Below are 13707 nucleotides of genomic sequence, written 5' to 3'. Positions count from 1 at the left end.
GCTTTGCGCTGCCACCTCCCCTAAAGGGGAGGAATTGAAAATCGCACGATTTCGTTCATAGCCCCCGACCATGCTCAACCTCTCCGCCATCACCGTCCGTCTCGGCGGCCGCGTCATCATCGATCGCGCCAGCGCCGCGCTGCCCCCGCGCGGCCGCATCGGCCTTGTCGGCCGCAACGGTGCGGGCAAATCGACCCTGGTCAAGGTGATCGCCGGGCAGATCGATCCCGACGAGGGCAGCGCCGAGATGCCGCGCGGCGCGCGCATCGGCTATGTCGCGCAGGAAGCGCCGGCCGGAAAGACCACGCCGTTCGAAACCGTGCTCGCCGCCGACACCGAACGCGCCGCGCTGATGGCCGAGGCGGAGGGCCTCGAAGACCCCGACCGCCTCGGCGAGATCCATGAGCGCCTCGCCGCGATCGACGCCTATTCCGCCCCCTCGCGCGCCGCGCGCATCCTCGTCGGTCTCGGCTTCGACGAGGACGCGCAGCACCGCCCGCTCGACAGCTTCTCGGGCGGCTGGCGCATGCGCGTCGCGCTCGCCGCCTTGCTGTTCAGCCAGCCCGACCTGCTGCTGCTCGACGAGCCGTCGAACCACCTCGACCTCGAAGCCGTGCTGTGGCTGGAAGACTTCCTCCAGAGCTACCCCGCGACCATCGTCATCGTCAGCCACGAACGCGACTTCCTCAACAACGTGGTGGATCACATCCTCCACCTCGAGCGCGGCAAGCTCACCCTCTACCCCGGCGGCTACGACTCGTTCGAGCGCCAGCGCGCCGAGCGTCAGGCACAACAGGCCGCCGCGCGCGAGAAGCAGCTCGCCGAGCGCGCCAAGCTGCAGGACTATGTCGCGCGCAACTCGGCCCGCGCCTCCACCGCCAAGCAGGCCCAGTCGCGCGCCAAGGCGCTGGCGAAGATGCAGCCGATCGCCGCGGTGGTCGACGATCCCACGCTCTCCTTCGGCTTCCCCGATCCCGAGCAATTGCGCCCGCCGCTGATCACGCTCGATCACGCCAGCGTCGGCTATGACGGCGTTCCGATCCTCCAGCGGCTCAATCTGCGCATCGACCCGGACGACCGCATCGCGCTGTTGGGGCGCAACGGCAACGGCAAGACCACGCTCGCGCGCCTGCTCGCCGCGCAGATCACTCCGATCGAGGGGCAGAAGGCCGCCTCGGGCAAGATGCGCGTCGGCTATTTCACCCAGTATCAGGTGGAGGAGCTGCACAGCGACGAGACGCCCTACGACCATATGGCCCGCCTGATGGAGGGCCAGAAGCCCGCCGCGGTCCGCGCGCAGCTCGGACGCTTCGGCTTCCCCGGCGACAAGGCGATGACGCAGGTCGGCAAGCTCTCGGGCGGCGAGCGCGCCCGGCTCGCGCTCGCGCTGATCACCCGCGACGCGCCGCACATGCTGATCCTCGACGAGCCGACCAACCACCTCGACGTCGACGCGCGCGAGGCGCTGATCCAGGCGCTCGCGGCCTATACCGGCGCGGTGGTGATCGTCAGCCACGACCGCCACATGATCGAGATGACCGCCGACCGCCTCGTGCTGGTCGACCAGGGCACCGCGCGGCCGTTCGACGGCAATCTCGACGATTACATCGCCTTCGTCCTTGCCCGGGAGCCCAAGGCCGAGGGGGCGGGGAAGGGCGCCAACCGCAAGGACGCCCGCCGCGAGGCCGCCGAGGCGCGCGAGAAGGGCAACGCCCTGCGCAAGTCGGCCAGGGCGGCGGAGGCCGAGATGGCCAGGCTCGGCGAGAAGCTCAGCGCCATCGACCGCGCGATGTTCGACCCCGCCAGCGCCGCCCCCGACCTCGCCAAGCTCACCATGACCGAGCTGATGAAGCAGCGCGACACCGTGGCCAAGGCGATCGACGCCGCCGAAGCGGTGTGGATGGAAGCCAGCGAGGCGCTCGAGGCATTGGCGGCCTAAAATCCTCCCCGGAACGGGGAGGGGGACCGCGCCCGAAGGGCGTGGTGGAGGGGGCCCAAGGCAAGCGGATCGTCCGGCGGAGGGCCCCCTCCGTCAGCGCTATGCGCTGCCACCTCCCCGTGCCGGGGAGGATTATTCCGACACGCCCTCCAACAAGTCGACTCGACCGACCCGGGCCACCGCCACGCCCGCGTCTAAAATCAGGCCATTCCCCGCCCAAACGCGGACTCGCGCAAATCCGGATTCGCCAACATCGGCGTCGACTTGTTCTCCTCGCCCGTCGCCGCCCTCCGCGCGGTACCCCGTCTTCGGCGCCCCTGGTCGCACCACTCAATCCGGAGATCATCTCGAAAACCCCCGGAAATCCGCCAGAAACCCCGCCTCGCTTTCCTACACGCCTCCATCCGGCCTATACTCGAACAAACAAGGACACAGCCGGAGACAAAGTGGAAACAATCGATCTTTCCCGCGCGCCAGGCGTTTTGAAAGAAGCGATTGCAACCACGCCCTGTCATTCTACCTTGGAGTCAACGCCCCGATCCTAGAGGGTGCGGAAAATTGCAGGAAGAGACTGAATGGCCACTGCCGTCCATCAGGTGACCCCGGAAGAGGCTTCCGCCAATCCCCAGCCGGAGGCGGTCGTCGTCCGCTTCGCCGGCGACTCCGGCGACGGCATGCAGCTCACCGGCGGGCAGTTCACGCTCTCGACCGCGCTTGCGGGCAACGACCTCGCCACCTTCCCGGATTTCCCCGCCGAGATTCGCGCGCCGCAGGGCACGTTGTTCGGGGTCTCCGCCTTCCAGATCAACTTCGGCTCGGCCGCGATCGAGACCGCGGGCGACGCGCCCGACGTCCTCGTCGCGATGAACCCGGCGGCGCTCAAGACCAATGTCGGCGACCTCAAGCCCGGCGGCCTGATCATCGCGGACGAGGGCGAGTTCAACAAGCGCAACCTCGACAAGGCGAAGTACGCCGAGAACCCGCTCGAGGACGGCAGCCTCGCCAAATGGCAGCTGCTCAAGCTCAACATCTCGCAGCTCACCCTCGATGCCGTGAAGCCGTTCGGCCTCGGCAACAAGGAGGCGCTGCGCTGCAAGAACATGTGGACGCTCGGCCTTGCGCTGTGGATGTTCGACCGCGACCGTGAGCCCCTGATCGAGTGGCTCAAGACCAAGTTCGCCAAGGCGCCCGAGCTGGCCGAGGCGAACATCGCCGCGCTCAACGCCGGCCATGCCTATGGCGAGACCGCCGAGCTCGGCGCGCAGGGCGTCGGCCAGCTCCACGTACCCGCCGCGCCGGTCGAGCCGGGCCTCTACCGCACCGTCACCGGCGCGGATTCGATCAGTCTCGGCCTCGTCGCGGGCGCGCAGCTCGCCGGGCTCAAGCTCTTCTACGGCGGCTACCCGATCACTCCGGCCTCGGCGATCCTCCACCATCTCGCGCGGCTCAAGGAATTCGGCGTCACCACCTTCCAGGCGGAGGACGAGATCGCCGCGGTCGCCTCGGCGCTCGGCGCTTCCTATGCGGGAAGCCTTGGCGTCACCTGCTCGTCAGGCCCGGGCATCGCGCTCAAGACCGAGGCGATCGGGCTCGCGATTATGACCGAGCTGCCGCTAGTGATCGTCAATGCCCAGCGCGGCGGCCCCTCGACGGGTCTTCCGACCAAGACCGAGCAGTCGGACCTCTATCAGGCGGTCTATGGCCGCAACGGCGACTCGCCGGTCCCGGTGATCGCGACGCGCTCCGCCGCTGACTGCTTCGACTGCGCGATCGAGGCGGTGCGCATCGCCACGCAATATATGACCCCCGTGATGCTGCTCACCGACGGCTACCTCCAGAATGCGGCCGAGCCGTGGAAGGTGCCGGACATGAGCAGCTACGAGCCCTTCCCGGTCGAGTTCCACACCGAGCCCCCGGCCGAGGGTGAGAAGTTCCTGCCCTATGCCCGCGACGAGAAATTGAAGCGCCCCTGGGTCAAGCCGGGCACGCCGGGCCTGCTCCATCGCATCGGCGGGATTGAAAAGGCGCTCGGCACCGGCAATATCGACTATGCTCCCGCCAACCACCAGGCGATGACCGACCTGCGCAAGGCCAAGGTCGACGGCATCGCGGTGCCCGATCAGGAGATCGAGCAGGGCGAGGCGGGCGGCAAGCTGGTCGTGGTCGGCTGGGGCTCGACCTACGGCCCGATCACTCAAGCGGTCCGCCGCGCGCGCCGCAAGGGCCTCGACGTCAGCCATGTCCACATTCGCTACATCTGGCCTATGCCGAAGAATCTCGGTGATCTGCTAAAGGGTTACGAGCATATCCTCGTACCGGAAATGAACACGGGCCAGCTCAAGACCGTGCTGCGCGACCAGTTCCTCGTCGACGCCAGGCCGCTCAACAAGGTCAGCGGCCAACCCTTCCGCATCCATGAGATCGAGGCTGCGATCGAGGAGGCTTTGGCGTGACTCCGGCAAGATCAACTTCGCTGAATGCGGGCGATCCGACTTGGGCGATGTTCGTCTGGTTTCCGTGCGTATTGGCGGCGTTTGCCCTGACCATATGGATCGACAACGTCTGGGGCGCTTTCGCAATCATGTTCGGGATTTGCACGCTTCTCGACTTCACGCCTGTTGGTGTGGCGATCCGCGGGCGCAATGCTGAGAAACTCGTCGCGCAGGGGTATAGCCGGCGCGGCGTTGCTGAACTCGCCGCAATCTACCTGGTGGCTGGCTTGGGACTTCTGGTCCTTTTGGTGCTGGGGCCGGTCAGGCCTGACTATTTCAGCTTCGGAGCCGCTTTCGCCGGTTTCTTCATCGCTCAATCCATTTCGATCTGGCGGCTACGGGCCGAGCTTCGTGAGACGGTTTCATGAACGAGATCACCACCATCAAGCCCTCCAGTCCCAAGGATTGGGAGACCGATCAGGAGGTCCGCTGGTGCCCGGGCTGCGGCGACTATGCGATCCTCAAGGCGGTGCAGCGCACGATGCCGGAGATCGGCGCGACGCCGGAGAACACTGTGTTCATCAGCGGCATCGGCTGCTCGTCGCGCTTCCCCTATTACATGGAGACCTATGGCTTCCACACCATCCACGGCCGCGCGCCGGCGGTGGCGACAGGGGTCAAGCTCGCCAATCCCGATCTCGACGTGTGGATCATCACCGGCGACGGCGACGGGCTGTCGATCGGCGGCAACCACACGATGCACCTGTTGCGCCGCAACCTCAATTGCCAGGTGCTGCTGTTCAACAACGAGATCTACGGCCTGACCAAGGGGCAATATTCGCCGACCAGCCGGGAGGGCACGCGCAGTCCCTCCACCCCGTTCGGATCGGTCGACCATCCGGCCAAGCCCTGCGCCTATGCGCTCGGCAGCGGCGCGCGCTTCATCGCCCGCGGCATCGACGTGCACAAGAACCTGCCCTCGGTGCTCAAGGCGGCGCATTCGCATCAGGGCGCGGCGTTCGTCGAGATCTTCCAGAACTGCATCGTCTACAATGACGACGTCTTCGCGCCCTTCACCGAAAAGGCCAATGCCGGGCACCAGCTCTGGCTGGAGTATGGCCAGCCAATGCTCTTCGCTGGCGGATCAAAGGGTATTTCCCTTGATAGTCAAAGTCTTACACTGAAAACCGTAGATGTCGTGGAAGGTGACTGGCAGGCCGCCGGCGTGATCGTCCACAACGTCACCAACCGCGCGATCGCGCACATGCTGGTCGAGATGCCCTTCGGCCCGTTCCCGATGGCATTGGGCGTGCTCTACGACGATCCGGCGCCCACCTTCGAGAGCGCGGTGGTCGCCCAGAACGCGGCGGCGAGCGAGGGCAAGGTCGCCGATCTCCAGAAGCTGGTCAGCAAGGGCCAGACCTGGATGGTCGACAAGGAGCCTCACGCGATCTGATCGTTACGCAGGCGGCAACTTGCCGCTTGCCCGACTCGGGCCCCACGTGGTTTGTGCGCCACGATGCAGGCGCCGGCACGAAACAGGGGCCGCCGGGATGGCTGGGGCGATGGCGCCAAGGCGCTGGGTGCGGGGGCGCTTGCGACGCTTCTGACCCCGCTGCTGCACAAGCTGCTCGACCGGATCGATGCGGGCCTCGCCGAAGGCACGATCGACGCGACTCTGCCGGGGGGAACCCGGCGGCGGCTCGGCGGCCGCGCGCCGGGACCGGCGGCAGTGGTCGAGATCCGCAGCTGGCGCGCCTTGTGGCGGCTGGCGACGGGTGGTTCGATCGGCTGGTACGAAGCGTGGCAGGCGAAGGAATGGACCAGCCCCGATCCGGTCCCCCTGTTCGACCTGTTCATGCGCAACCGCGCGACGCTGGGCGATACCGGCCGCGCGCATGGCTTCACGCGGCTGGCAAAGCGGGCGTGGCACTGGCTGCAGCGCAACGACCGCGACGGCGCGCGCCGCAACATCGCCTATCACTATGACCTTGGGAACGACTTCTACGCCCCCTGGCTCGATACTAGCATGACCTATTCGAGCGCGTTGTTCGCCGAACCGGGCATGTCGCTCGAGGCCGCGCAGCAGGCCAAGCTCGCCGCCATCCTCGAACGCACCGGCACTGGTCCAGGCGACCGCATCTTAGAGATCGGCTGCGGCTGGGGCTCTTTCGCCGAGGTCGCGGCGCGCGGCGGACGGCAGGTGCACGGCATCACCCTTTCGACCGAGCAGAAGGCGCATGTCGAGGCGCGGATGGCGGCCGCAGGGCTCGACGGTGTCGAGGTATCGCTGACCGATTATCGCGACGTCGCCGGCACCTACGACGCCGTCGCGAGCATCGAGATGGTCGAGGCGGTGGGGCAGGAGTTCTGGCCCGCCTATCTCGGCGCCATCGCCCGCGCGCTGAAGCGGGGCGGGCGTGCTGCTATCCAGTATATCGCGATCGACGACGCGATCTTTGAGGCTTACGCCCGTAACGTCGACTTCATCCAGACCTATGTCTTCCCCGGCGGCATGCTGCTCTCCGAAAGCCGCTTCCGCGCGATCGCGGCGGAGCATGGCCTCAGCTGGCACGATCAGCATGCCTTCGGTCTCGATTATGCCGAGACGCTGAAGGCATGGCGCGAGCGGTTCGACGCGGCAGTCGCGGAGGGACGCATTCCGGCCGAATTCGACCCGCATTTCCTCGATTTGTGGCGCTACTATCTCATGTATTGCGAAGGCGGGTTCCGCGGCGGCGGGATCTGGGTCGCGCAGGTGACGCTGATAAAGGACTGAAGGGAGAGGGTATGCGGACGGCCTGGATCGCGCTTTCGGCGGTGGCGCTATGGGGCTGCACGCCCCGGGCGGAGACGCCCGCACCGGCGCCTGTTGCCTCCATGCAGGACGAGGCCCGGCTGCGCCAGGTCGGCGCCGCGATCCTCTTCTGGTCGCAGGAAGAGCGGCTCAGGAACTTTCCCGCGATGGAGAAGATCTTCCCCGGCAATACGGTGAAGGCGGGCGGCAAGGTGAAGCCGCTGCCCGGTGGCGCACCGTTGCCGATCGCCCCGGCCGAGGTCGATGCCTTCATGAAGGCGCAGAATGTCGCCGGGCTGATCGTGCTCCAGGACGGCAAGATCCGGCTCGAACGCTATGCCCTCGGCTATTCGCGCGAAGGTCGCTGGACCAGCTTCTCCGTCGCCAAGTCGGTGACTTCCACCCTCGTCGGTGCCGCGATCAAGGACGGCTATATCAAGTCGCTGGACGAGCCGGTGACCAAGTACATCCCCGACCTCGCCGGTGCCGGCTATGACGGGGTGACGATCAAGCAGCTGCTGACGATGACCTCGGGCGTCAAGTGGAACGAGGATTACACTGATCCCAACAGCGACGTCGCGCGGATGTTCGCCGAAGCGGTGCCTGCGGGGCAGGATCCCACCGTCGCCTATATGCGCAAGCTGCCGCGCGCCGATCCGCCGGGAGCCAAGTTCGTCTACAAGACCGGCGAGACCAACCTGATCGGCGTGCTGGTGCGGCGCGCTACAGGCAAGAAGCTGTCCGATTTTCTGAGCGAGAAGGTGTGGCGCCGCTACGGCATGGAGCGTGACGCCTTCTGGATGACCGACCAGAGCGGGGCGGAGGTCAGCGGCTGCTGTCTCTCGGTCTCGCTGCGCGACTATGCGCGGATCGGGCAGATGGCGCTGGAAGGCGGGAAGGGGATCGTGCCGGCCGGCTGGTTCGCTGATGCGACCAAGGCGCATGCCACACACCCCGGGGGAGGCTATGGCTATCAATGGTGGACGATCCCGGGCGGCTATTATGCCGCGCAGGGCATTTTCGGGCAGGTGATCCTCGTCGATCCCGCCAGCAAGCTGGTGATGGTCACGAGCGCAGCCTGGCCAAAGGCGAGCGACCGGGCGCTGTACATGGAACGGTTGGCGTTCGGGATGAAGGTGCTGGAGGCTGCGAAGCGCTAGGAGCTCGGATAGACCTCAGCCCGTTCGTGCTGAGCTTGTCGAAGCACCGATCTTCTCCTCGGATGAAGAGGGCAGGCCTTCGACAGGCTCAGGCCGACCGGCGGTTGGATCAGGTCCGCAGCCGCTCGATCGCCTGCGCCAGCGCGACGTAGAGCTTGCCCATGTCGGAGGAGAGCAGGGTGACGCCCAGCGGCGATCCGTCGCGCAGCGCGAGCACCTGGCGCAGCATCGCCTCGAAATCGTGGATGTAGCGATTGACCTGCTCGCGGAAGCTAAGGTCGTCGTCGTAGAGCGAGGCGATCTCGCGCGCGTCGCCGCTGTCGAGCAGGCGGACGGCACGGCGGGTGAAGACGCCGCGGTCGCCCTTGAGATACGCCGACCAGGCGCTGTCCGACACTTCGTGCGCGAACGCCTTGGTGATGTCGATTGCGGCGGAGTTCAGGGCCTCGACCAGCAGCGAGACGCGGCGGGCGAAATTGTCGCGGTCGGCCTCTTCGCGCTCGGCCCGCGCTTCCTCGATCCGGCGCTCGACTGCGGCCGATGCCTCGCCGATGCTCATCATCTGCTGGGTCAGCCGCTCCGACGCGCGGCTGGCGGTGGTGACGGCGGTCTCGGCCGCTTGCCCCAGATCGGCGAGCTGCTGGCGGACGCCGGCATCGATCGCGCGGCGCATCGCGGCGCTGCCGGCTTCCTCGAGCCGGCGCTCGGCTTCGGGGACCAGACCGGAGAGCGTCGCACGCGCCTGCTCGGCCGCGGCGCTGGCGGTTTCGCGGATGCGGAGCAGGGCTTCGACCAGCTGCGGCGCGGCATCGTCGGCGAAGCGGCGCGCATTGGAGATCGCGCGATCGACGATCTCCTCGAGTTGATCGGTCTTCTCGTGGCCCGAATCGAGCGTCTCGATGAGCGCCGCCTGGGTCTTGAGAAGCGTTTCGCGCTGGCGCGACACGACGTCGGCGATCGCCTCGATCGCGTCGTGCGTGCTTTCGGCGGCGGTGACCAGGGCAAGCAGCTCGGGCTTGGCGCCGGCGATGACGGTGCGCGTGACGCCGATCCGGTCGTCGAGCCGGGCGAGCGCCTCGGGCATCGTCTCGTCGATCTCGCGCGCCGAGGAATCGAGCGCGACGAGCAGGTCTTCGGCGGTGGCGATGACTCGGCGGGCGGTCTCGTCGCCGACCCGCAGCGTCTCGGTCATCGCCGCGGCCGAGCTGTCGAGCGCGCTGACCGAGGCGGCGAGCGCCTGGGCGCGCTCCATTCCGGCGGAATGGAGCGCGGCCATCGCGCCGTCGGCCTGGGCGATCCCGCCCGTGACCGAGGCGAGCAGGATATCGATGCGCGTCTGCTCCTCGCCGAGCTTCTCGGCGATGCGCCCGATCGTCTCCTCGACCTCCCCGATCCGCGTGCCCACGGTCTCGATGCTCTCGCGGCCCGCGGCGTCGAGCGACGCCTGGTTGGCGGCGAGCATCGCCAGCATCGCCTCGCCCTGCGCGGCGATGCCCTTGCGGGCCTCGTCCACCGCGGCGGCGGTGCGGTCGAGCATCGCGTCTACGGTGTCCGACATCTGGTCGGCGACGGCTTCGAGCCGGGCGCCGGCGGTCTCGCTGGTCGCTTCCATCTTGGCGATGTGCGCGGCGAGCCGCTGCGCGGCGCCGCCGGCGACATTGTCGGCCTCGCGGCCGCGTTCGGCGAGCGCGGCGAGCTGGGCGTCGAGCGCCGCGGCGTGCTCGCCCGCCTTGAGGCCGGCGGCGTCGAGCGTCGCCGCCATGCCCGTCATCCCCTCATGCGCCTTGGGGAGCGAGGCAAGGACGATCGCGACGCTCTTCTCGGCAGTCGCGGCGCTCTCCATCAGCGTTCTGGCGCTGGCATCGACCGAGCGGGCCTCGACCGCCATGCCGTTGGAGACCGCCTGAAGCCGTTCGGCGGCGTCATCGCCCATCGCCATCAGCGCGGTGGTCTGCGCGGCGAGCGCGGCGCGATTCGCCTCGATCTTGCGCGCCAGCGTGGCGACGACTCGCTCGAGGCTGGCGGCTTCCTCCCGCATCGCGCGGGCCGTCGCGCCGAAGCGGCGGGCCTCGGCGCGGCTGGAGCGGCGGGAGAGCAGCCAAAAGATGCCGATCAGGATCGGCGGCACGCACAGGGCAGCGATGAGCTGGACCAGCTGAACCGGCGGCATCGGCGCAGCGAAGGCAGGCTGAAGCAGCCAGCCCATCGTGGCGAACCAGGCAAGGGTGAGGCCCGCCGCCAGTAGCGGCACCAGCCACTCGCCCGGCGCGCGGTAGACCTCTTCGGGCTCGTCATCCTCGGCCGGGTCATAGGCCGGGTGCGCGGCGCTGGCCGGCACGGATGTGGGTTCCTCGACGAGCAGCAGCTCGTCCTCCTCGTTCGCCGCGATGCCGGCTGCTTTCGTTCCCCCGTTCATCGTCCCAATCTAGCACGGTTCGGGAAGATCGGAATAGCGCAGGGAAACCAGTCGTTAAGCACGGCTTACTAGAGGCACGGTATGGCTTACGATCCCGGTGCAATCGATGCGACGCTGGCGGCGGCGGTGGGCGACGAGCCCGGCCTGATCGCCGAGCTGCGCGAAGCGTTCCTCGACAGCGCGAAGCGGGGGCTGAAGGCGCTCGCTTCGACCAACGACCCCGAAGCATGGCGCAGCGCCGCGTTGCGGCTCAAGGGGCTGGCGGCCAGCTTCGGCGCGGTGCGGCTGATGGCGCTGGCACAGGAGGCGGCGGATTCGCCGGCGGGCGATCCGGGCGTTCTGCGCAAGCTTCAGCGCGCGGTGGAGCGGCTGTAGCCGCGATCTCGGCCGCGGAAAGTCCCAAAAGTCATACTGCCACGCGTGCGCGAGCTTCGAGTAAACGAAGCGCGGGCCGTTGACGTAGTTGACACGCTCGACAGGTTGTCACGCGCGGGTGTCAACCGGCCTATCCCATGATTTCAAAGAGCGGCCTTCAGTCAAGCAGTTGAGATCCAACATTTCAAGACGCCGTTCAGTCCTTGAACGGGTCGCTCGGGTCGGCCTTTGCCTTGGCTTCCGCACATCGCCGCAGCGCCCAGATATGACCGCCGCTGCCATAGGAGATATCGATGTCCGCGACACTGATATCGCCGCGGTTGATCTTGATCCGCGATGAGGTCTCCGCATGCGTCATGAAGTCGCGGCCATTGAGCGAGTCGGTGAAGATGCTGGGGGTGCTTCCGGTCGTGCCGGCGAACGGGACCCCCGAGAATTCGACGGACCTGCCGTCCTTGAGCGTGAGCAGGATGTCGAGCTTGTAGATCTCGCCCTCCTTGAGGCTGCGAAAGGTCGGGTCGCCGACTGCCAGACGGAGGTCGTTGCGGCGCGCATCATATCTGATGCCGATGACGACATCGCGTTCGAACGCCTTCAGGATCATGCACCCATTGTCGGTGGGGACCAGCTTCCAGCCGTTATAGTGGGTGGCGAAGCCGGGAACCTGCTGGCCCGCCAGGACGAGCGCCAATGCCGTGATGAATACCATCTCTTCCCCCCGAAAGCTGGCCTCTGTGCAGGCGAGCCTGCCAGCGATCGGCGAGGCTGTCCATGTCCATGCAGGGGCGCTATCCGGGGATGCGGGTGACCTGAATATGGACGGCACGCCATTCGCCGGCGATGCGGCGGAAGGTGTCGGTGAAGCGGAAGCTGCTCGAGAAGCGCTTGCCCCCCGATGTGCCGCTGAGCACCGCGCTGGCGCTGACCATGAACGCGTCCGCACCCAGGCGAATGACGACGCGATCGCTGAGCTTCACCGGATCATAGCTGTCGCCCGGCGCTGTCCAGCCATCGATGAACGCCTTCTTTCCCGCCCGCTCGCCGCTGGACTGGATGAAGATCAGGCCGTCATCGACCATGCGCTCGAGCATTGCGCGGTCCTGAGCGAGCTGCGCGCGATCGAAGGCGTCGGCGACGGCGAGCAGATCGGCGTGGCGCGGACCTGTGACGACAGTTTCCGCGGCTGCGATGGCCGGCGCCCCGCACGGTGCGAAACTGGCGAGGAGGACCGCGAGGACAGGCGGGCGCAAGTTCATTCCTTCCTCCTCACGTCTTCCGGCTGAGCTCGCGCATCGCGTCGTCGAGCCCGGCCAGCGTCAGCGGATACATGCGATCGCTCATCAGCTCGCGCAGGATGCGGACTGACTGCGAATAGCCCCATTGCTCCTCGGGAAGGGGGTTGAGCCAGACGGCGGCGGGGTAGGTGTTGGTCACCCGCTGCATCCACGCGGCGCCCGCTTCCTCGTTGAAATGCTCGACCGAGCCGCCGGGGTGGCTGATCTCGTAGGGGCTCATCGAGGCGTCGCCGACGAAAATCACCTTATAGTCGTGGCCATATTTGTGGAGCACATCCCAGGTCGGGGTGCGTTCGGTGAAGCGGCGGCGATTGTCCTTCCACACGCCTTCGTAGAGGCAGTTGTGGAAGTAGAAGAATTCGAGATTCTTGAACTCAGAGGTGGCGGCGCTGAACAGCTCCTCGCAGAGCTTGATCCACGGGTCCATCGAACCGCCGACGTCGAGGAACAGCAGGAGCTTGACCGCATTGTGCCGCTCGGGGCGCATGCGGATGTCGAGCCAGCCCTGCCGCGCGGTGCCGTCGATCGTGGCGTCGATGTCGAGCTCGTCCGCCGCGCCTTCGCGCGCGAAGCGGCGCAGGCGGCGCATCGCGACCTTGATGTTCCGGGTGCCGAGCTCTCGAGTGGAGTCGAGATTCTTGAACTCGCGGCCTTCCCAGACCTTGAGCGCGCGCTTGTGCGTGCTTTCGCCCCCGATCCGGACGCCCTCAGGATTGTAACCGGAATTGCCGTAGGGCGAGGTGCCGCCGGTGCCGATCCATTTGTTGCCGCCCTGATGCCGGCCCTGCTGCTCCTCGAGCCGCTGCTTGAGCGTCTCCATGATCTCGTCCCACGAGCCGAGCGACTGGATCGCCGCCATTTCCTCGGGCGTGAGGTATTTTTCGGCGACGGCTTTCAGCCAGTCCTCGGGGATTTCGGCGGTGGTGTTGCCGAAGGTGGTCGAGACGCCGCGAAACACCTTGGCGAAGACCTGGTCGAACCGGTCGAGCAGCCCCTCGTCCTTCACGAAGGTGGCGCGGGCGAGATAGTAGAAGGCCTCGGGCGTGCGGTCGATCACGTCGCGGTCGAGCGCTTCGAGGAGCACGAGATGCTCCTTCATGCTGGCGGGAATGCCCGCGGCGCGGAGCTCGTCGACGAAGCTGAAAAACATCGGGGGAGTTTGGCGGAGGCGAGCTGGCGCGTCCAGCCTTCTCCCGTCATCCCGGCCTTGTGCCGGGATCCACCGGGCGTCGGGCGGCGAAGCTAGATGCTCAAGGACATTGTTCGCCGCGCCGTGGATCCCGGCACAAGGCC

Annotated in this window: 11 protein-coding genes; 7 read left to right on the top strand and 4 right to left on the bottom strand. The window is 67.2% G+C overall.

Going from position 1 to position 13707, the window contains the following annotated elements:
* Positions 1 to 70: 70 nt before the first annotated feature.
* From VGD28_RS12635 to VGD28_RS12610, 6 genes are all read left to right on the top strand, one after another.
* Complete coding sequence (locus VGD28_RS12635) at positions 71 to 1939, top strand: ABC-F family ATP-binding cassette domain-containing protein (RefSeq protein WP_331028701.1); 1869 nt, start codon at positions 71 to 73, stop codon at positions 1937 to 1939.
* A gap of 575 nt (positions 1940 to 2514) precedes the next feature.
* Positions 2515 to 4392 (top strand): 2-oxoacid:acceptor oxidoreductase subunit alpha, encoded by a 1878-nt coding sequence (locus VGD28_RS12630; RefSeq protein ID WP_331028700.1) that lies wholly within the window; start codon positions 2515 to 2517, stop codon positions 4390 to 4392.
* The gene (locus VGD28_RS12625; protein WP_331028699.1) at positions 4389 to 4799 is read left to right on the top strand and encodes a hypothetical protein; all 411 of its coding nucleotides are present in this window, start codon (positions 4389 to 4391) and stop codon (positions 4797 to 4799) included. Before VGD28_RS12630 ends, VGD28_RS12625 begins: the two co-directional genes overlap by 4 nt.
* A complete protein-coding gene (locus tag VGD28_RS12620; RefSeq protein WP_331028698.1) occupies positions 4796 to 5827 on the top strand; it encodes a 2-oxoacid:ferredoxin oxidoreductase subunit beta in 1032 nt (343 codons plus the stop codon). The genes VGD28_RS12625 and VGD28_RS12620 overlap by 4 nt, the downstream gene beginning before the upstream one ends.
* Before the next feature lie 63 nt (positions 5828 to 5890).
* The gene (locus tag VGD28_RS12615) at positions 5891 to 7150 is read left to right on the top strand and encodes a cyclopropane-fatty-acyl-phospholipid synthase family protein (RefSeq protein ID WP_331028697.1); all 1260 of its coding nucleotides are present in this window, start codon (positions 5891 to 5893) and stop codon (positions 7148 to 7150) included.
* Between the two features lie 11 nt (positions 7151 to 7161).
* Entirely contained in the window at positions 7162 to 8328 is a 1167-nt protein-coding gene (locus tag VGD28_RS12610; protein ID WP_331028696.1) for a serine hydrolase domain-containing protein, read from the top strand.
* 109 nt (positions 8329 to 8437) lie between these two features.
* On the opposite strand, the gene VGD28_RS12605 is transcribed toward VGD28_RS12610, so the two are convergent.
* Positions 8438 to 10744 (bottom strand): hypothetical protein, encoded by a 2307-nt coding sequence (locus tag VGD28_RS12605; RefSeq protein ID WP_331028695.1) that lies wholly within the window; start codon positions 10742 to 10744, stop codon positions 8438 to 8440.
* Between the two features lie 81 nt (positions 10745 to 10825).
* Here VGD28_RS12605 and VGD28_RS12600 point away from each other — a divergent pair, with 81 nt between their 5' ends.
* On the top strand, positions 10826 to 11119 hold the full coding sequence (locus VGD28_RS12600; protein ID WP_331028694.1) for an Hpt domain-containing protein: 294 nt from the start codon (positions 10826 to 10828) through the stop codon (positions 11117 to 11119).
* Between the two features lie 196 nt (positions 11120 to 11315).
* On the opposite strand, the gene VGD28_RS12595 is transcribed toward VGD28_RS12600, so the two are convergent.
* The 3 genes from VGD28_RS12595 to VGD28_RS12585 form a co-directional block, all read right to left on the bottom strand.
* Positions 11316 to 11828, bottom strand: coding sequence for a hypothetical protein (locus VGD28_RS12595; RefSeq protein WP_331028693.1), 513 nt, complete (start codon positions 11826 to 11828; stop codon positions 11316 to 11318).
* A gap of 79 nt (positions 11829 to 11907) precedes the next feature.
* Complete coding sequence (locus VGD28_RS12590; protein ID WP_331028692.1) at positions 11908 to 12375, bottom strand: nuclear transport factor 2 family protein; 468 nt, start codon at positions 12373 to 12375, stop codon at positions 11908 to 11910.
* Positions 12376 to 12385: 10 nt separating this feature from the next.
* Positions 12386 to 13564, bottom strand: coding sequence for a VWA domain-containing protein (locus VGD28_RS12585; RefSeq protein ID WP_331028691.1), 1179 nt, complete (start codon positions 13562 to 13564; stop codon positions 12386 to 12388).
* Positions 13565 to 13707 lie beyond the last annotated feature (143 nt).

The sequence above is a fragment of the Sphingomonas sp. genome (assembly GCF_036402235.1).
Taxonomy (GTDB): Bacteria; Pseudomonadota; Alphaproteobacteria; order Sphingomonadales; family Sphingomonadaceae; genus Sphingomonas.
This window is presented reverse-complemented; position numbering and strand designations above follow the sequence as displayed.

Excerpts from the sequence above, each read along its gene's own strand:
- VGD28_RS12620 (WP_331028698.1), top strand. The coding sequence starts at position 4,796 with ATGAACGAGATCACCACCATCAAGCCCTCCAGTCCCAAGGATTGGGAG.
- VGD28_RS12600 (WP_331028694.1), top strand. The coding sequence starts at position 10,826 with ATGGCTTACGATCCCGGTGCAATCGATGCGACGCTGGCGGCGGCGGTG.
- VGD28_RS12610 (WP_331028696.1), top strand. The coding sequence starts at position 7,162 with ATGCGGACGGCCTGGATCGCGCTTTCGGCGGTGGCGCTATGGGGCTGC.
- VGD28_RS12605 (WP_331028695.1), bottom strand. The coding sequence starts at position 10,744 with ATGAACGGGGGAACGAAAGCAGCCGGCATCGCGGCGAACGAGGAGGAC.
- VGD28_RS12595 (WP_331028693.1), bottom strand. The coding sequence starts at position 11,828 with ATGGTATTCATCACGGCATTGGCGCTCGTCCTGGCGGGCCAGCAGGTT.
- VGD28_RS12630 (WP_331028700.1), top strand. The coding sequence starts at position 2,515 with ATGGCCACTGCCGTCCATCAGGTGACCCCGGAAGAGGCTTCCGCCAAT.
- VGD28_RS12590 (WP_331028692.1), bottom strand. The coding sequence starts at position 12,375 with ATGAACTTGCGCCCGCCTGTCCTCGCGGTCCTCCTCGCCAGTTTCGCA.
- VGD28_RS12585 (WP_331028691.1), bottom strand. The coding sequence starts at position 13,564 with ATGTTTTTCAGCTTCGTCGACGAGCTCCGCGCCGCGGGCATTCCCGCC.
- VGD28_RS12635 (WP_331028701.1), top strand. The coding sequence starts at position 71 with ATGCTCAACCTCTCCGCCATCACCGTCCGTCTCGGCGGCCGCGTCATC.
- VGD28_RS12615 (WP_331028697.1), top strand. The coding sequence starts at position 5,891 with ATGCAGGCGCCGGCACGAAACAGGGGCCGCCGGGATGGCTGGGGCGAT.